This is a genomic window from Shewanella amazonensis SB2B (assembly GCF_000015245.1).
GTDB classification, from domain to species: domain Bacteria; phylum Pseudomonadota; class Gammaproteobacteria; order Enterobacterales; family Shewanellaceae; genus Shewanella; species Shewanella amazonensis.
On record NC_008700.1, the window covers coordinates 2369835 to 2387490 of the forward strand.

Consider the following 17656-nt stretch of genomic DNA (forward strand, 5'->3'; position numbering starts at 1 on the left):
GCGATGGAAACCTTGGTCTGGAACACCTTAAGCGAGGATGCCAAGCGCCAGGCGCTGTCCCGCTCACCTCTGGTGGGGGATGATAGTCTGGCGACATCCGTCAGTGACATTCTTTGCAATGTGAAGCGTCGCGGCGACAGCACCCTGATTGAATACGCGGCGCGCTTCGATAAAGCCGAAATCGATACGCTGGCGCTGAGTGCGGACGAAATCGCAGCAGCCTGCGAGCGTGTAAGCCCTGAGCTTAAAGACGCCATCAACGCCGCCCGCACCAACATTGCCCGTTTTCATAGCGCCCAGCAGTTCAGCGAAATCAGCCTGGAGACCCAACCGGGAGTTCGCTGCGAGCTTAAAAGTGAGGCCATTGAAAAGGTGGGGCTTTATATTCCGGGCGGTAGTGCCCCCCTTATCAGCACAGTGTTGATGTTGGCCGTGCCTGCCGCTATCGCTGGTTGTACCAAGCGGGTACTGGTAAGCCCACCGCCCATTGATGACGCCATTCTTTATGCTGCCAGCGTGTGCGGCATTACCGATGTGTTCCAGATAGGCGGCGCCCAGGCCATTGCGGCGCTCGCCTACGGCACTGAGAGCGTACCAAAAGTGGACAAGATTTTTGGGCCCGGCAATCGTTACGTGACCGAAGCCAAGGCCCAGGTGGCAAGGGATACCCAGGCTGCCGTCACCATCGACATGCCAGCCGGTCCTTCCGAAGTGCTGGTGATTGCCGATGATGCCGCCAACCCCGAGTTTATCGCAGCAGACCTCTTGTCTCAGGCCGAGCACGGCAGTGACTCACAGGTGATTTTTGTCACCGACTCCCGCACCCAGGCAAACGCGGTTGAAGCGGCCCTTGAGCGCCAGCTCACCCTGCTGCCCAGAAGAGAAACTGCAGAAGGGGCGCTGTCATGCAGCCGTATTATCATTACTGCCACCCTGGATGAGGCGGCAATCGTGTCTAACCTCTATGCCCCTGAGCACCTCATTATTCAAACCAGAGAGCCAAGGGCGCTGCTGCCACGTATTCGTGCGGCTGGGTCCGTATTTTTAGGCGCCTATACGCCGGAATCGGTTGGCGACTATGCCTCCGGCACCAACCACGTGCTGCCCACTTACGGTTACAGTAAGACCGTCTCCAGTTTGTCGCTGGCCGATTTTTGCCGCCGCTTTACCGTGCAGGAGTTGAGTGCAGAAGGACTGAAGGGACTCGGTCAAACCGTGATGACTCTGGCTGCGGCCGAGTCGCTGGATGCCCACAAAAATGCAGTAAAAGTCAGGCTTGATGCCATCGCACGTGAGGAGAATCGTCAATGACATCTCAGGTAAACGCAGTGCCAACGGATAGCCTGGCAGCCCGCCTCGCCCGCCCTGAGCTTTTAAGCCTTGAGCCCTACCAGAGCGCCCGGCGCATCGGCGGCAGCGGTGAGATCTGGGTGAATGCCAATGAATCGCCCTTTAACCGCACCGGCATCGATGGCGCCAACCGCTATCCGGAGTGCCAGCCACCGGGGCTGATAGCGGCCTACGCGGCTTACGCCGGCGTTGCGGCCCATGAGCTGGTATGCGGCCGCGGCGCCGACGAAGCCATTGAACTGCTTATTCGCACCTTTTGTGTGCCCGGCCAAGACAGCATCGGCATTTTCAGCCCTACCTATGGCATGTACGCCATCAGTGCCGCCACCTTTAATGTGGCGGTTAACACCCTGCCGCTGGCAGAAGATTTCAGCCTGCCTGACGATATCTCGGCCTTAACAGGCAGCAAATTGGTGTTTGTCTGCAACCCCAATAACCCAACCGGCACCCTGCTGCCGCTTGGTGAAATCGCGCGGGTGGCGAAAACCTTCCCCAATGCGCTGGTGGTGGTTGATGAAGCCTACATCGAATTTGCCCACAATGCTGATGGCTCACCCGCCCAAAGCGCCACCAGTTTGATGGCCGAGTTTGAAAATCTGGTGATTTTGCGCACCCTATCAAAAGCCTTTGGCCTGGCCGGTGCGCGCTGCGGTTTTCTGCTGGCGAAGCCCTCGGTGTGTGAGTTGGTGATGCGGGTGATTGCACCCTATCCTGTACCTGTTCCCGTATCAGTGATTGCTGAGAAAGCCCTTTCCGTTATGGGTATCGCTCAAATGCGCGCCGATGTGGTACTTCTTAATAAACAGGGCGCACGACTCGCTCTGGCGCTCACCGAGGCGGGTCTTAGCGTCCTGCCAAGCGGCGGTAACTATGTACTTGCCTTCAGCAATGATGTGGAAGTACTCGCCAGAGCCCTTACCAAGGCTGGCATAGTCGCCAGACGCTACAGCCATCCAAGGCTTAAAGATGCCATTCGCATCAGCTATGCCAGCGAACAACAAACGGATTCCATTATCGAGGCCATCGGCCGTATCGACAGCAAATAATCACAAGGACAGAGTACCCATGCCCCAGAAAATGCTTTTTATCGACCGCGATGGCACCCTGATTGAGGAGCCGGTAACAGATAAGCAGGTCGACAGTCTCAGCAAGCTGGTGTTTGAACCAACCGCCATTCCCGCGCTGCTGCGGCTGCAAAAAGCCGGTTACCGCCTGATTATGGTCAGTAATCAGGATGGCCTCGGCACCCCATCTTTCCCTCAGGAAGACTTTGACGCCCCCCACAACCTGATGATGCAGGTTTTTGAAAGTCAGGGCGTTAAGTTTGATGAGGTGCTGATTTGCCCGCACTTCAACGATGAAAACTGCAGCTGCCGGAAGCCCAAACTCGGTCTGGTAAAATCCTTCCTGACCCAAGGTCTGGTGGATTTTACCGCCTCAGCAGTGATTGGCGATCGCGACACCGATGTCGAACTTGGCAACGCCATGGGCATCAAGAGCTTTAAGTATCAGCGTGAAACCCTCGGCTGGAACGCCATTGCCGATTCGCTGCTCGCCAAAGGCCGCTGCGCCACCGTTGTGCGCACGACCCGCGAAACCGACATTAGGGTCACGGTGGATTTAGACACCCCGGGCAACAATCAAATCGACACCGGCATCGGCTTTTTTGACCATATGCTTGATCAAATCGCCACCCACGGTAATTTCAGCCTCAAGCTTAACGTCGATGGCGACCTTGAGATTGACGATCACCACAGTGTGGAAGACACAGCATTGGCCTTGGGTGATGCCCTGCGTCAGGCCCTTGGAGATAAGCGCGGCATCGGCCGTTTCGGCTTTGCCCTGCCGATGGATGAAGCCTCGGGCCAGTGTTTGATGGATATCTCAGGTCGGCCTTTTATCAAGTTTGAGGCGAGCTTTAGCCGCGATAAAGTGGGCGAAATGGCCACCGAAATGGTGCCGCACTTCTTTCGCTCCTTCGCCGATGGTCTGCGCTGCACCTTACACATCGGCTGCGATGGCGATAACGATCACCACAAGGTAGAAGCCCTGTTCAAGGTGCTTGGCCGCACCCTACGCCAGGCCATTGCCATCGAAGGTGATGCCCTGCCATCGTCAAAAGGAGTGCTTTGATGAGTGAGGAGGCTATTCCCAACGCTGAGACCGAGAAATCGGCGCCCGAACTGGTCATCATCGACACCGGCTGCGCCAATTTAAGCTCGGTGAAGTTTGCCTTTGAGCGCCTTGGAGCAAAGGTGCTGGTAAGCCCAGACAGCGAAGTGCTTCGCGCCGCACCACGTTTGGTGCTGCCCGGCGTTGGCACAGCAGCGGCAGCCATGGATGCCCTGAGAGCCAGAGCGCTTGATAAACTGATCCCAACCCTGCGCCAGCCTGTGCTCGGAGTCTGCCTTGGGATGCAGCTGTTGATGACCCGCTCACACGAGCGCGGCGCCAAGGGCGAGGATATTGATTGCCTTGATATTATCCCAGGTGAAATCCGTGAGTTGGACGCATCAGGCCACCCCCTGCCCCACATGGGGTGGAATCAGCTAACGGTGTCCAATCATCCCCTATTTGCAGGCATTGAGCCCGGCGAGTGGGTGTATTTTGTGCACTCCTTCTGTGCGCCAACATCCGCAGCCACCATCGCCAGCTGCGAATACGGTGAAACCTTTAGCGCCGCCATCGCCAAAGACAACTTTATGGGGGTACAGTTCCATCCGGAGAAAAGCGCCACGACTGGCGCCAAAATCCTCAGGAATTTTCTGGCAATCACCCTGGCCGACCTGGGGCTTGATGACCATTTTCGAGCGCAATCACATGCTGGCACCTTGGAGCAATCATGATCATTCCTGCAATTGACCTTATCGATGGTCAGGTGGTGCGCCTGTTTCAGGGCGATTACGCCAAAAAGACCGAATTTTCACTGGACCCCAAGAACCAGCTGCTGAGTTATCAGCAGGATGGCGCTGCACTCTTGCACCTTGTTGATCTAACCGGCGCTAAAGATCCGGACAAAAGGCAAACCAAGTTAATCGAAGAGATTGCGGCCAGTTTGTCCACCCCGCTGCAAGTCGGCGGCGGCATTCGCAGCGCTGCAGACGTGGATGCCCTGCTGAATGCGGGCGTTGCCCGGGTGGTTATCGGCTCGCTGGCTGTCAAATCACCTGAGGTAGTACTGCGCCTTTTTGATAAGTATGGCGGCGATGCCATTTGTCTTGCCCTTGACGTCAATATAGATGCCGACGGCAACAAGATGGTGGCGGTTCACGGCTGGCAACAGGGCGGCGGCAAGTCGCTGGAATCCTTGGTGGATACCTTTATGCCCGCAGGCCTTAAACATGCACTGGTGACCGACATCAGCCGCGATGGCACCATGACCGGCGCCAATACAGCCCTTTACTGTGAACTGGCCGAGCGCTTCAACGAGGTACAGTGGCAGGCCAGTGGCGGCGTGGCGACCCTTGATGACGTAAAGGCCGTCAAAACCTCTGGTGCCAGTGGTATCATTATCGGTAAGGCGCTGCTAACCGGCGTGTTCAGTGCAAAGGAGGCAATTGCATGCTGGCCAAACGTATAGTGCCTTGCCTGGATGTGAAAGACGGCAAAGTGGTTAAGGGCGTGCAATTTCGTAACCACGAGATTGTCGGCGATATAGTGCCGCTTGCTGCCCGCTACGCCCAAGAAGGCGCCGATGAACTGGTGTTTTATGACATCAGTGCCAGCGCCAAAGGTGCCATAGTGGATAAATCCTGGGTAAGCCGCATTGCCGAGCGCATCGACATCCCCTTTTGTGTGGCCGGGGGAATTAAAACTGCTGAGCAGGCGCGGGAAATTCTGGCCTTCGGCGCCGACAAAATTTCAATCAACTCACCTGCGCTCTCCGATCCCAGCCTTATCCGCAGGCTACACGATGAATTTGGTCGCCAATGCGTGGTAGTGGGCATCGACAGCTTTTATGATGCAGGCAGCGGTAACTACACCGTAAAGCAATTTACCGGCGATGAAGCCGCTACCAAAGACACCCGCTGGCACACGTTAGATTGGGTTGAAGAAGTGCAGCGCCAGGGCTGTGGCGAGATAGTGCTGAACGTGATGAATCAGGACGGTGTACGCCAGGGATATGATATTGAGCAGCTGCTAAAGGTGCGTGCCATCTGTGATGTGCCGCTGATTGCCTCAGGTGGCGCCGGCACCATGGCCCACTTTGCCGAGGTCTTTACCGATGCCCGAGTCGATGCAGCCCTTGCCGCAAGCGTGTTTCATAAAGGCATCATCAATATTGGTGAGCTTAAACAATTCCTTGTATCACAGGGGATTGCCATCAGGTTAACGGAGTAATGGCCCATGGCTGACGAAACCCTTTTAAACCGTCTCGATTGGGACAAACAAGACGGGCTCATCCCCGCCATCGTGCAAAACCATTTAAGCGGCAAGGTGCTGATGCAGGGCTATATGGACAAGGCCGCGCTGGAAAAGACCCTGCAAACCGGCATGGTGACCTTTTTCAGTCGCAGCAAGCAGCGACTGTGGACCAAGGGCGAGTCATCCGGCAATGTGCTTAGCCTTATCAGCATCGCCGCCGATTGCGACAATGACAGCCTCTTGGTGCAGGTTCTGCCCAAAGGCCCCACCTGCCATACAGGGACCGAGTCTTGCTGGCAAGATGGCAGCCACAGCTTTATTGCCGGGCTCGAGAGCTTAATTCAGGGTAGGAAAAAAGCCTGTGGTGCCGGCGAAGGCGGCAGCAGTTATACGGCATCCCTGTTTGCCAGTGGCACCAAGCGCATGGCGCAAAAAGTGGGTGAAGAAGGGCTGGAGACGGCGCTCGCCGCCGCAACCCACGATAAAGAAGAGCTGGTAGATGAAGCATCGGATTTGCTGTTTCACCTGATGGTACTGCTGGAGGACCAGGGGCTGTCCCTTGCGGATATCACCGAAAATCTCTATAAGCGTCATCAGGCCAGAAGCTAAGACTCTGGTTTCCACCCACGTAAAAACGCTGCCATGGCAGCGTTTTTTGTTTGTCTTTTCAAATGGTATTTCTTTCGTCCGACACCGACGGTGACCGCTAAGGTGTCTGGCCCTGATTCAGTTCTGCTCGTCATGCTTTTGGTGATGAATTTGCTTTTCGCGGTACATATGGATGTCCGCATCTTCAAGTAACCGCTCAAGAGAGCTTGGTAACAGCGCATCAAAACGGGCAGTACCGCAGCTGAATTCCAGCTGATAACCAATGGGAGTATCAATATTGTGCCTGGCCAGGTTATGACGCAAGCGGCTTAAGATCCCCGCCGCTGGCGACATTGACCGTTCATGGCTAACCAGCGCAACAAACTCATCACCGCCTATACGGGCAATCACATCGTACTCACGAAATGCTTCTTTAAGCAGGCTGGCGAATGCCACGAGGGCACTGTTGCCTTCCTGATGCCCAAATCGGTCATTGATTTCCTTGAAATAATCAAGGTCCAGAAAAAACAGGGTCGCATCCTGCTGTTGCCGCTGACACTTGGCAAGGCACTGTTTGGCGAGAAGATCGAACCCGCGCAGATTTGACAGGCCCGTTAAGGGATCCAGGGTCGCGGTTTGTACCGCTTCGAGCTCCGATACCACCAACTTACCGAGATCTTCCAGATCGCAATAATCCTCAGGCTCAAAACGACGAGCTTTCCGGTCAATAATGCACAGAGTGCCAACTCTGTGACCGTTACTCAAGGTCAGCGGATAGCCTGCATAAAAACGAATATGGGGCTCCCCAGTCACCAGAGGATTATCGGCAAATCTTAAGTCTTCGAGCGCATCTTCAATTACAAAGATATCGGCTTGCATAATGGCATGGCCGCAAAAGGAGATGTCACGGCGGGTTTCAGACTGGGACAAACCGATACAGGATTTAAACCATTGCCTGTCAGAATCGACCAGGCTTATCAGGCAGATTGGGACATCAAACAGCCTGCGCGCCAAGCGGGTGAGGCGATCGAAACGCTCTTCAGCCTCTGTGTCCAGTACATTCAGGCTACGAAGCGCCTCAAGCCTTTCGGCCTCATCGAAGGGAATGGGTGCGGGCAACATGAAGACTCCGAAAGGCTAACTTCGGGTAAGTATAGTTGCCCGCAAGGAATTTAGCGTCAATCGTAAATAGACGCCTGGCCCTCTGGCCGGGTTTTAAGCAGCTTTAAAAACCACATATACTGCTCAGGGTAGGCCGAAATAACCTGCTCAACAGCGCGGTTGAGCGCCAGTGCTTCATTTTCTTTGCCTGCCATGGTCGCTTCGTCGATAGCGGGCAGCACGGTGAGTGAAAACCGGTGAGCCTTATCATCGTAACCAATGGTCACCGGCATCACCTGGGCTTTACCGGCTGCAGCCAGCCTCCCTACCACTGGTAATGTGGCCTTAGTGGTAGCGAAAAGCGGTGCAAATACGCTTTGATCTGGCCCTAAATCTTCGTCAGGTAAGTAAAAGAAGCTGTTCCCCTGGCGCATCTCGCTGATTAGCACTCTAAGACCCGCCTCACGCATGTAGACATGGCCGCCAAGGCGACTGCGGATACGGTTGGAAAACCAATTAAAGAGTTCATTACGATGCGCCTTGGCCATGGTCGCCATCGGTACCTCAAGGTTTAACCTAAGCCCGGCGTAATCTATACCCCATACATGGGGCATAATGAAAATAATTGGCTGCCCAGCGTCGCGGGCAGCTTTCACGTGCTCAAAGCCGTGCAGCGAAACGCGGCGGCGTAAATGAGCGTCACTGCCGAACAGGAGCTCGGCCTGCCCAATCAGGATCATCACGAACTGCGCTACATTCTCACGAATTAGCGCCTCCACTTCCCTATCTGATTTGTCAGGGAAACAAGCCTTAATATTGGCCCTTGCTACCCGGATTGGCTTTTTAGCGATACCCAGTACCAGCCCGGACAGACCACGCGCGATGGGATCGCGAATAGCGGCAGGCAAGGCGCCAAAAAAGAGCAAGACGCCGATGGCAACCCAGGTTCCCCACAGTCTTGGATGCAGGAGTCCCCAGTAAAATCGTCTGTCAAAATAACGCATTGTCTTAACTTAGAATCTCTTTAGAGCACACAAACAGGAAAGCCACTCAGATGAGTGGCCTTCCCTCAGTGTATTCCGATGTTACTTTTCGGAGTTGGATGACTCGACGCGGCTTTTCAGCTTCTGACCGGGGCGGAATGTCACCACACGACGGGCAGAGATCGGGATATCCTCACCGGTTTTTGGGTTGCGGCCAGGTCGTTGGTTTTTGTCCCTGAGGTCAAAGTTACCAAAACCGGACAGCTTGACCTGCTCACCACTTTCGAGAGCGCTTCGGATTTCCTCGAAAAACGTCTCTACCATCTCTTTTGCGACCCGCTTGTTAATGCCAAGCGTTTCAAAAAGATGCTCTGCCATTTCGGCTTTGGTAAGTGCCATACTTTAATCCCTCAACGATGCGTTGAACTCGGACTTGAGTGCTGAAACCACAGTGTCTACTGCTTCTGCGATCTCTTTTTCTTCAAGTGTGCGAGTGTTGTCTTGTAACGTCAGTGCAATTGCCAGGCTCTTTTTACCGGGCTCAACACCTTTACCCTGGTATACATCGAACAAGTTTACGCCAACCAACTGATTTTCGCCAACTTTTCTTATCACTTTTATCACATCAGCCGCAGCAACGCTTTCATCTACGACCAATGCAATATCCCGGCGATTAGCGGGGAACTTGGAAATCACCTGAGCTTCGGGCAATTTCGCATGTAGCAATGCATCCAGTTCCAGCTCAAATACGATGGTTTTACCATTGAGCCCAAATGGCTTCTCAAGGCTTGGATGAACGGCACCTATATAGCCAATAACGCGATCATTCCTTAGAATTTCAGCACATTGGCCAGGGTGAAGCGCCGAATGTGTCGCTCTTCTAAAACTAAATTCGGATCCTGAAACTGTCAAGCCAATAATTGCCTCCAAATCACCCTTAAGATCGAAGAAATCAACGGTTTTGCTCTCCATTGACCAATGTTCTTCGTTCTGAAGGCCTGCAATCACGGCACCAAGCATAGGTTGCTGCCTTACGCCGGATTCTGCATTGGCATCAGGCACAAAGCGCAATCCTGTCTCAAACAGGCGCACACGTCCCTGCTGGCGAGCCTGATTGTAGCCAACCGCGGTGAGCAAACCGGTGAACATGGACAGGCGCATGGCTGACATTTCACTGGAAATCGGGTTAGGCAGGATCATCGCCTGCTCGCCTGGATGCACCAATTGCTGCAATTTGGGGTCCACGAAGCTGTATGTCACGGCCTCCTGGAAACCGCGGGCGACCAAGAGGCTACGCACTTTCTTCAGGCTGATGTCAGCTTCCTGATGGGTAGACATCCTAAGATGCGCCATGGGCGCCTTGTTGGGGATGTTGTTGTAACCGTAGATACGGGCAACTTCTTCAATCAGGTCTTCTTCGATGGCCATATCGAAACGATAGGTCGCCGTGGTCACCTGCCACTCACCCTCGCCTGCTGTCACGGCAAAGCCCAGACGGGTCAGGATTTCAACGACGTCACTGTCGGGTACATGGTGGCCAAGGATTTTGTCGAGTTTGCTGCGACGCAGCAGGATCTCTCTGGCTTTTGGCAGATGTTCATCGGACTTGGCTTCCACCACAGTGCCGGCTTCACCGCCGCAGATATCCAGTACCAAACGGGTAGCACGATCCATTACCTTGTGCTGCAGCTCTGGGTCAACGCCACGCTCAAAGCGGTGCGATGAGTCTGTGTGCAGGCCCAGTTTACGGGCTTTGCCCATGATGGCCAGAGGAGCAAAGAAGGCACACTCGAGTAATATGTCCTGAGTGCTTTCACCCACACCGGAGAACTCCCCACCAAACACACCGGCAAGGGCCAGGGGCTTGCTGTTGTCTGCGATAACGAGAGTGTCGTTTGGCACTGTGATTTCGCTACCATCCAGCAATGTCAGCTTTTCATCACCCTTGCCCAGACGGACTTCAATCTTGCCGTCAATTTTGGCGAGGTCAAAAGCGTGCATAGGCTGGCCGAATTCAATCAGCACATAGTTGGTGATATCCACGATAGGGTCGATTGAACGAATGCCACTGCGGCGCAGCTTTTCTTTCATCCACTCAGGTGTCGGCGCTTTTACGTTAACGTTACGCACGATACGACCCAGGTATCTTGGGCAGGCAGCGGGGGCTGAAAGCTGAATATCGATGGCATCGCCAATGGTAGCCACAGCCGGAGTCCAGCTTGGCTCTATCACTTCGGCGCGATTAAGTACGCCCACTTCGCGGGCAAGACCGGCCATACCCAGACAATCGGCACGGTTGGAGGTCAGGTCAACGTCGATAACCGCATCGTTCAGGTCGAGGTATTCACGGATATCGGTGCCAATAGGCGCATCCAGCGGCAACTCGATAATGCCATCGCTTTCGATATCAATACCCAGCTCGCTGTAGGAACACAGCATGCCTTCGGACGGCTGACCGCGGAGCTTGGCTTTTTTGATTTTGAAGTCGCCGGGCAGAACAGCGCCCACAGTGGCAACAGCCACTTTAAGGCCCAAACGGCAATTTGGCGCTCCGCAAACGATATCCAGCAGGGTATCGCCACCCACGTTTACTTTGGTCACACGCAGTTTGTCGGCATCGGGATGTTGGCCACATTCCACGACTTCGCCCACAAACACGCCGCTGAAGCCGGCAGCAACTGCGTCAACGCCGTCCACTTCCAGGCCTGCCATGGTGATTTGATGGCTTAAGTCTTCACGGCTGATGGCTGGATTAACCCATTCACGAAGCCAGGATTCACTGAATTTCATTACTAATTTGCTCCGTTATTTGAATTGCTTGAGGAAACGCAGGTCGTTTTCGAAGAATGCGCGCAGATCGTTTACGCCATAGCGCAGCATGGTCAAACGCTCAACACCCATACCAAAAGCAAAACCGGAATACTTCTCAGGGTCGATACCCACGCTGCGCAGTACGTTGGGGTGTACCATGCCGCAACCGAGCACTTCGAGCCACTTGCCATTTTTGCCCATTACGTCCACTTCGGCTGAAGGTTCGGTAAATGGGAAGTAAGACGGACGGAAACGTACCTGCAGGTCTTCTTCAAAAAAGTTACGCAGGAAATCATGCAGAATGCCTTTAAGCTCTGCAAAGTTAACGTTTTCATCCACCAAGAGACCTTCCACCTGATGGAACATCGGGGTATGGGTCATGTCGTAGTCGTTACGGTACACACGGCCGGGAGAGATAATCCGCAGCGGTGGTTTTTCCGTTTCCATGGTGCGAATTTGCACGCCCGAGGTTTGGGTACGCAACATCACCTTGGGATTGAAATAAAAGGTATCGTGGTCGGCACGGGCCGGATGATGTTCAGAAATGTTCAGCGCATCGAAGTTGTGGAAGTCATCTTCGATTTCTGGACCTTGCTTAACGGTAAAACCAAGCTCGCCAAAGAAAGATTCAATACGTTCAATGGTGCGGGTCACTGGGTGCAGGCCGCCATTATCCAGAGTACGCCCTGGCAGAGTCACGTCGATTTGCTCTGCGGCCAGTTTGGCTTCCAGTTCGCGGGCTTTAAACAGCTCCATCTGCTCACCGAGTTTGGCCTGAACGCTCTGTTTGGCATCGTTTACTGCCTGACCGAACTTGGGCTTCTCTTCTGCACTCAGGGTGCCCATCAGTTTCATTAGGTCGGTGATCTGGCCTTTTTTACCGAGATAATCAACCCGGATATCGTCCAGAACCTTCAGATCTGTCGCCTGTTCGATGGCGGCCAGAGCCTGTTCCACAATCTCTGTTAATTGCTGCATCTTCTCTTCCACTGCTCTCGTGCCTGACCTTTTTGGGCAGGCTGTTCACGACATGTCGACGTGCTTGCCGCGTAAATTTGTCAAAATAAACAAAAGAGTGAAATTTTACGGCAGGCATCTTTATTTGACTAGGGATAAATCTGCCCAAATGTTGAAAAATCCCGGGAAATTCCGCTGCATTTTCCAGCGTATTCCAGGAATTTTCATACAGGGTTCGTATTTTCCCTACAGGGTGACTGGCGGCCCATGTTGACGAGATGTAAAATTGTCGCTGTGCTCTATGCTGAGAATACAGAACACAGCCAAGGCGCTGATTAAAAAGTATTCATTCACAAGCATAATTCGGCTGCAATAATAAAGTTCGGTCATCAAGAACCGATAAACATAGGGTCACACGCAGCCCCGCTCCGAGGTAATTCATGAAAGAAGTGAAGTTTCGCTGGATAGATCAATATCTCATCCACATGACACTCAAAACCAAGTTTGCCATTTTGGCTATTGTCCCGGTGCTGATGGTGCTGTCCCTGGCACTGGTGCTGAACATCAAATTTAACGAGACCTTGCTCGAAACCCACCTGACACAAAGCCAAAAGCATACCAATGAGGTCAATCAGCTGGTATCGCAGGCGCTCAATTATATTCCCGCTGAGCAGCAAGGCGCATTTTTGCAAAGTCTCTCCGGTAACACTCAGGTAGTGCCGGTCAATAACTTGGGTAATAAGGCCCAGCAATTGGCCCGCAGTGGTGGCGGCAGCGACCAGGCTAACGCTAACGCCCGTTATCAAACAGTCAGTGCCATCAGCGACAAGCAGTTGGTCGCAGTGAATATGCTTGATGCCAAAGCGGTAGCACTGGAATCCGGTAACGATACCTGGTTCGTCATGGGCGCCATCGCGCTGGTGCTCTTTATCATCTTTATCTTCAGCTACTACATCTCCACCTTTGTTGGTGGCGCCCTGTATACCACGGTAATGGCGCTTAAACGTGCCGCCGATGGCGACCTCACAGGCAGACTTAACTTCTTCCAGGTCAAAGATGAGTTCAGTATTCTGGCCATCAGCATCGACTCTTTGGTTGAACGTCAGCATAACCTGGTGAAAAGCATCAACGACGCCACCCGCCAAATCCGTACTGTGGTGGAGTCCTTCCGCACCAATGCACGGGACGGTCAGGCCCTTGCTGCCAGTCAACGTGCCCATCTCGACTCCCTTGCCACCGCCATGGAGCAAATGACCGCTGCAGTGCGGGAAGTCGCAAGTAACGCCGAGCATTCATCCCAGGAAACTCAGGAAGCAAACCAGCAAGTGGCGGCCGGCTCCAAGGATATTGCAACCACAGTGAGCGCCATAGGTCAGCTTTCCAATGAAATCGCCAGGGCATCAGATGCTGTAACCGTACTCAATGAAAACGCCAGCCGTATCGATGAGGTGGTAACCACCATTAACGCCATTTCCGAGCAAACCAATCTGCTGGCGCTTAACGCCGCCATCGAAGCAGCACGCGCCGGTGAACAGGGACGAGGCTTTGCGGTAGTGGCAGATGAAGTGCGTACCCTCGCGGGTCGTACGCAGGCAGCCACGGTGGAAATCAAATCCATGATTGAGGCACTGCAATCCGGCTCCCGTAACCTCACTCAAGTGATGGCGCGGACCGTTGAGCAAGCCGAAGAAGGCAAAAAGCATGTGATAAAGACCGGTGAGGATCTCGACAGCATCGCCCATCACAGTGCCAAGGTGTTTGAGATGAGCGTGCTGATTGCCACCTCCGCAGAAGAGCAGTCCGCCGTTGCCAACGAAATTGCCGGCAATCTGATGGAAATCCGTAACCAGTCCCACGATGTGGAACAGTCGGCGAACCAGTCGGTATCGGGTTGTGATGAACTCCATGCCACCGCCGAAAAACTCGATAAGCTTTTGGTCGGATTAAAACTCTGACCACGCAAAAGGCACCCGGAAGGGTGCCTTTTAGCTTTAAGCTAATGGCAAACAAGAAATTATCCGTTAGACTGGCTGCTGAGAATGTCATTTTCAGCCCAAAGGATCCGGCCTGTCATGAATCGTTCCAAGGCCTATGTATCACATACATTGCACCCGAGGTGGCGTAATAGCCTGCCCTTTCGGGTGGGACTGCTGCAAAGCCTGATAGCCACCCTGCTTCTTCTGGCCACCTTGTGGATCCTCCTTGGCAGCCAAAAAGAAGAGCGGCTGGCACAGGAAATGAACCTCAATCTCTCGCAGGGGCAGCTAGTCCAAGCCAGATTACGGGATTTAACGGCCCAGCTCGATACCTTGGTGGTTGCCATTGCGGACGTCGCTGGGACCCAACGAAACGATATCGCCACCATTGAAAACACCATACCCAGCCTGCTCTCATTACCTAACCATAAAGATGTGGTCGCCAGTGGCGGAATTTGGCCGGAAAAGGGGCATCCTCTCGGTCAGGAAAATGAGAGCAGAAGCCTTTTTTGGGTCAGAGACTTGCTCGGGCAGCTGCGTAAAAACGACGGTTACAACCAAAGCAGCGACCATTATTTTGATGAACTCTGGTATAAGCCCATGCGGCTATTTCCGGCTGGCAGGGTATTTTGGTCCCCTTCCTACATAGACCCCCATACTCAGGAATCCATGGTCACTGCATCGGTGCCCATCTGGCAAGAGCATGAATTCCAGGGCGTCGCGACCATAGATGTAAGCCTTTCCAGCCTCTCAAGTTACCTTACCGAGTCCCGCAAAGAACTCGGGGGCTATGTGATCCTGTTGGACCAATTTAATCAGGTGTTGTCGGCTCCCCTGCCCGGCGCAGAGCAAAGTTTACCCGAACACGCAAGCTTGCCCGATTTAGCCACACTCACCCAACGGTATCCTCAACTGTCAGCGTTGCTCTCTCTGGTAGAGGACGCTGACACGCTATTTATCAAGGACGCGCAAACACACCAGGTCATCACTCAGGAACAGTTTCTGACCATGACCCCCAGCAATTTCCCTCTGGGAAAACAGATGTACCAGGCCATAATCAACACCAGCGCCCTGGCCATGCCGCAATCGCCTGTATTATTGGCAACCCTGGCCATCGACGCAGACCCGCTGATTGCCGCGCCTTCACTGGTTTCCGTCTATCGGATGCCGGGCACATTTTGGAAGGTGATCACGGTAACCCCGAAAAGCTCTTTCAAAAATGAAGCCTTGCTTCTGGTTGAGCGCGCAGGACTTTATCTGCTGCTGGCGCAGGTGCTGGCACTGCTGCTGATGATTTTTGTACAACACAAACTCTATATCAAACCGATTGCCCGCATGGTGTCGGCGTTAAAGGCGGAAGATGCAGCCCATCTGGAGCTGCAAGCGAGTCAGCGTGAGGATGAAATTGGGGTGTTGGCAAGTGCCCTAGTTGCCCGAACCCATCAGCTGGAAATCGCTATGGCCAGTCTCGATGCCTCAAATTTGGCGTTGGAACAGCAGCTGGAGGTTCAGCAAGAGGCGCAGCAGGATTTGCTCGCCCACAAAGAGCGACTGACCGCCTTGCTCAAATCATCCCCCAACCTCATTTTTATCAAGGATATCGCTGGCCGCTACCTGATGGTGAACGATAAGTTTTGCGAAACCATAGGCCTTGACCGACACAGGATCCTGGGTGCCACCGACCGACAACTCTTTTCGTCGGATCTTGCCCAGGCCTATGGCGAGAGCGATCAGCGAGTAATGACCCAGGATGCCCCGCTGCAATTTGAAGAGACACTGCCAACACGTTTGGGAGAGATACGTTTCCAAATGACCAAGTTCGCCATTCGCGATGACGACGACAATCTAAGGGGAACCGGTGCCATCGCCTTTGATATTCAAAATCGCAAGCGCATTGAAAAAGAATTGCTGGAGAGGATAACGACACTCGAGCACAGCCTTAGTCTGTGCTCAAGTGAAAACGGCAAACTGCAGCAAAAGCTGCAGCTTGCCGAATTTGAGCTGTCGCAAAAAACACAAAACATAGAAGAGACCAAAGCAAAGGGCGAGGCGTGGGGTACAGAGAGAAGATTATTTAAAAGTTGGCTTAGGGATTTGGTGAGTCTAATTGCCCGTGAGCAGGAAAATCTTCTGGCAAAAGCCTGCAACCCGGGTGCAACCCCCATGGAAAAGCTAAAGGATGCGCTGAGCGAACACGCAGAGCGGCTGCGGGTACTGGAGCTGTTAACCGGGAGACATAAGGCAAGCCAACGCGCCGTTCCCATGGATGTGTTACAGCAGTTGACCCACCTGTTTCAATCAGAACTCGCCGGACGTGATATCCAAATTCGGCTGGAGGGCGAACGTAATGTCAGTGTCCAACTTGAGACCTGGCAGTTAACACTGCTGATATTCAGCTTGTTAAAACTCCTTTGCACTCAGACTGATAACGCTCCTCAGGGCAATATAGTCACTGTGTGTGTCGACGGATCCGGACCTGATTGTCTCATCAGGTTTGATAGCCAGGGCGCGAGCTCTGACATTATCGCGCCCGAACTCAGCGCCCTAACCGCCTGGCTTGAAAGACAATTTGGCGGGTCGCTGACGCTCTGTCACTCACTGACTGTGGCTACCATAGTGGATTGCAGATTACCCTTTGCAGATTAGCGGCTGACATCAACGATGTAATGCCCCTGCAACCAGTTGCGGCCGATTAGCAGCTTATGGGTCATTTCGCTTCGGTCTCTTAAGTTGACTTTCACCTTAAACTCTTTACCGGGTTCCCCCAGCGTCAGCTCCACCATGTAGCGAACTTCACTTCCCTGAGCATTTCGTATGAGCGACGTTTCGGTAATTCGGCTATGAATGCGCCGTTTTTCACCTTTTTCATTTACCGTGGTAAAGCTGATGGGTTTGCCGACATTGGCTTCCATATCGCTGGGATGTTCATTTTCTATCTGAATATCGGTGGCATGGAGGCTATTCTCTACAGCCCCCGTATCGATACGGGTATCAAAGGTGATATCACCTTCTAGCAGGTGAATGGGGGCACGCTCACCGATAACATTTTTTTCGGCAACATCGACCATGTAATGACCTTCAAGCCAGTTGCGACCGAGCAGCAGCTTGTAATCCATGTGGCCCCGATCTCTGAGGTTCACCCGGATGTTACGCACATCCTTCTCATATTGCAGCTCTAACTCAACCGTATAACGACTCTCAGTTCCCTGAGAGTTGGACACTGTGGTGACTTTCACGATTTTGGCTTCAATGGCTTTGGTCACGCCTCCCAGGCCTTCGGTGGTAAACTTCACCCGTTTGCCGATATTGTCTTTCATCGACTCAGCTTCGCCCCCAAGCACTTCGATATCGACCGCGTGGATTGAGCTTATAGAGGCGCCCGTATCTACCCGGGCGATAAAGCTAAGCCCAGAGGCGGGTTGATGGATCTCGACACTCTGCCCTACAGTGGATTTGGCAAAAGCAGCGCAAGATAACAGGAGTAATGAAATGGCGATCCAAGATCTAAACATAAATAACATCCTG

At 53.4% G+C, this 17656-nt stretch carries 15 protein-coding genes; 9 read left to right on the plus strand and 6 right to left on the minus strand.

All coding sequences use genetic code 11. The annotated features are described in order from the left end of the window. Window positions 1-3: 3 nt before the first annotated feature. From hisD to hisIE, 7 genes are read left to right on the plus strand one after another with little or no spacing between them, the layout of a single operon-like run. Complete coding sequence (hisD, locus tag SAMA_RS10155; protein WP_011760055.1) at window positions 4-1311, plus strand: histidinol dehydrogenase; 1308 nt, start codon at window positions 4-6, stop codon at window positions 1309-1311. After that, window positions 1308-2396, plus strand: coding sequence for a histidinol-phosphate transaminase (hisC, locus tag SAMA_RS10160; protein ID WP_011760056.1), 1089 nt, complete (start codon window positions 1308-1310; stop codon window positions 2394-2396). Before hisD ends, hisC begins: the two co-directional genes overlap by 4 nt. 19 nt (window positions 2397-2415) lie before the next feature. Next, the gene (gene hisB / locus SAMA_RS10165) at window positions 2416-3483 is read left to right on the plus strand and encodes a bifunctional histidinol-phosphatase/imidazoleglycerol-phosphate dehydratase HisB (protein ID WP_011760057.1); all 1068 of its coding nucleotides are present in this window, start codon (window positions 2416-2418) and stop codon (window positions 3481-3483) included. Continuing rightward, complete coding sequence (gene hisH / locus SAMA_RS10170) at window positions 3483-4196, plus strand: imidazole glycerol phosphate synthase subunit HisH (protein WP_011760058.1); 714 nt, start codon at window positions 3483-3485, stop codon at window positions 4194-4196. The genes hisB and hisH overlap by 1 nt, the downstream gene beginning before the upstream one ends. Next, on the plus strand, window positions 4193-4930 hold the full coding sequence (gene hisA, locus SAMA_RS10175; protein WP_011760059.1) for a 1-(5-phosphoribosyl)-5-[(5-phosphoribosylamino)methylideneamino]imidazole-4-carboxamide isomerase: 738 nt from the start codon (window positions 4193-4195) through the stop codon (window positions 4928-4930). Before hisH ends, hisA begins: the two co-directional genes overlap by 4 nt. Then, window positions 4912-5691, plus strand: coding sequence for an imidazole glycerol phosphate synthase subunit HisF (hisF, locus tag SAMA_RS10180; protein WP_011760060.1), 780 nt, complete (start codon window positions 4912-4914; stop codon window positions 5689-5691). Before hisA ends, hisF begins: the two co-directional genes overlap by 19 nt. A 6-nt stretch (window positions 5692-5697) precedes the next feature. Beyond that, complete coding sequence (gene hisIE, locus SAMA_RS10185; RefSeq protein WP_011760061.1) at window positions 5698-6324, plus strand: bifunctional phosphoribosyl-AMP cyclohydrolase/phosphoribosyl-ATP diphosphatase HisIE; 627 nt, start codon at window positions 5698-5700, stop codon at window positions 6322-6324. A gap of 117 nt (window positions 6325-6441) precedes the next feature. On the opposite strand, the gene SAMA_RS10190 is transcribed toward hisIE, so the two are convergent. The 5 genes from SAMA_RS10190 to pheS form a co-directional block, all read right to left on the minus strand. Continuing rightward, window positions 6442-7425, minus strand: a complete 984-nt coding sequence (locus SAMA_RS10190) for a GGDEF domain-containing protein (protein ID WP_011760062.1) — start codon at window positions 7423-7425, stop codon at window positions 6442-6444. Window positions 7426-7481: 56 nt separating this feature from the next. Further along, window positions 7482-8408: a lauroyl-Kdo(2)-lipid IV(A) myristoyltransferase gene (gene lpxM / locus SAMA_RS10195; RefSeq protein ID WP_011760063.1), complete on the minus strand. Its 927-nt coding sequence runs from the start codon at window positions 8406-8408 to the stop codon at window positions 7482-7484. Between the two features lie 81 nt (window positions 8409-8489). Next, window positions 8490-8786, minus strand: coding sequence for an integration host factor subunit alpha (ihfA, locus tag SAMA_RS10200; protein WP_011760064.1), 297 nt, complete (start codon window positions 8784-8786; stop codon window positions 8490-8492). A gap of 3 nt (window positions 8787-8789) precedes the next feature. After that, window positions 8790-11177, minus strand: coding sequence for a phenylalanine--tRNA ligase subunit beta (gene pheT / locus SAMA_RS10205; RefSeq protein WP_011760065.1), 2388 nt, complete (start codon window positions 11175-11177; stop codon window positions 8790-8792). 15 nt (window positions 11178-11192) lie between these two features. Beyond that, window positions 11193-12176: a phenylalanine--tRNA ligase subunit alpha gene (pheS, locus tag SAMA_RS10210; RefSeq protein ID WP_011760066.1), complete on the minus strand. Its 984-nt coding sequence runs from the start codon at window positions 12174-12176 to the stop codon at window positions 11193-11195. Between the two features lie 419 nt (window positions 12177-12595). On the opposite strand from pheS, the gene SAMA_RS10215 reads away from it, so the two are divergent. Together SAMA_RS10215 and SAMA_RS10220 are read left to right on the plus strand one after the other, a co-directional pair. Beyond that, on the plus strand, window positions 12596-14110 hold the full coding sequence (locus SAMA_RS10215) for a methyl-accepting chemotaxis protein (RefSeq protein ID WP_011760067.1): 1515 nt from the start codon (window positions 12596-12598) through the stop codon (window positions 14108-14110). A 117-nt stretch (window positions 14111-14227) separates the two neighbouring features. Beyond that, window positions 14228-16777 carry a PAS domain-containing protein gene (locus SAMA_RS10220; protein ID WP_011760068.1) on the plus strand — a complete coding sequence of 850 codons (2550 nt, stop codon included), beginning with the start codon at window positions 14228-14230 and terminating at the stop codon, window positions 16775-16777. Here SAMA_RS10220 and SAMA_RS10225 read toward each other — a convergent pair. After that, window positions 16774-17643, minus strand: a complete 870-nt coding sequence (locus SAMA_RS10225) for a putative ATP-dependent zinc protease (RefSeq protein WP_011760069.1) — start codon at window positions 17641-17643, stop codon at window positions 16774-16776. The genes SAMA_RS10220 and SAMA_RS10225 overlap by 4 nt on opposite strands. Window positions 17644-17656 lie beyond the last annotated feature (13 nt).

Excerpts from the sequence above, each read along its gene's own strand:
- pheS (WP_011760066.1), bottom strand. The coding sequence starts at position 12,176 with ATGCAGCAATTAACAGAGATTGTGGAACAGGCTCTGGCCGCCATCGAA.
- hisB (WP_011760057.1), top strand. The coding sequence starts at position 2,416 with ATGCCCCAGAAAATGCTTTTTATCGACCGCGATGGCACCCTGATTGAG.
- lpxM (WP_011760063.1), bottom strand. The coding sequence starts at position 8,408 with ATGCGTTATTTTGACAGACGATTTTACTGGGGACTCCTGCATCCAAGA.
- hisA (WP_011760059.1), top strand. The coding sequence starts at position 4,193 with ATGATCATTCCTGCAATTGACCTTATCGATGGTCAGGTGGTGCGCCTG.
- SAMA_RS10215 (WP_011760067.1), top strand. The coding sequence starts at position 12,596 with ATGAAAGAAGTGAAGTTTCGCTGGATAGATCAATATCTCATCCACATG.
- hisH (WP_011760058.1), top strand. The coding sequence starts at position 3,483 with ATGAGTGAGGAGGCTATTCCCAACGCTGAGACCGAGAAATCGGCGCCC.
- hisC (WP_011760056.1), top strand. The coding sequence starts at position 1,308 with ATGACATCTCAGGTAAACGCAGTGCCAACGGATAGCCTGGCAGCCCGC.
- SAMA_RS10220 (WP_011760068.1), top strand. The coding sequence starts at position 14,228 with ATGAATCGTTCCAAGGCCTATGTATCACATACATTGCACCCGAGGTGG.
- hisIE (WP_011760061.1), top strand. The coding sequence starts at position 5,698 with ATGGCTGACGAAACCCTTTTAAACCGTCTCGATTGGGACAAACAAGAC.
- ihfA (WP_011760064.1), bottom strand. The coding sequence starts at position 8,786 with ATGGCACTTACCAAAGCCGAAATGGCAGAGCATCTTTTTGAAACGCTT.
- SAMA_RS10225 (WP_011760069.1), bottom strand. The coding sequence starts at position 17,643 with ATGTTTAGATCTTGGATCGCCATTTCATTACTCCTGTTATCTTGCGCT.
- hisD (WP_011760055.1), top strand. The coding sequence starts at position 4 with ATGGAAACCTTGGTCTGGAACACCTTAAGCGAGGATGCCAAGCGCCAG.
- hisF (WP_011760060.1), top strand. The coding sequence starts at position 4,912 with ATGCTGGCCAAACGTATAGTGCCTTGCCTGGATGTGAAAGACGGCAAA.
- pheT (WP_011760065.1), bottom strand. The coding sequence starts at position 11,177 with ATGAAATTCAGTGAATCCTGGCTTCGTGAATGGGTTAATCCAGCCATC.
- SAMA_RS10190 (WP_011760062.1), bottom strand. The coding sequence starts at position 7,425 with ATGTTGCCCGCACCCATTCCCTTCGATGAGGCCGAAAGGCTTGAGGCG.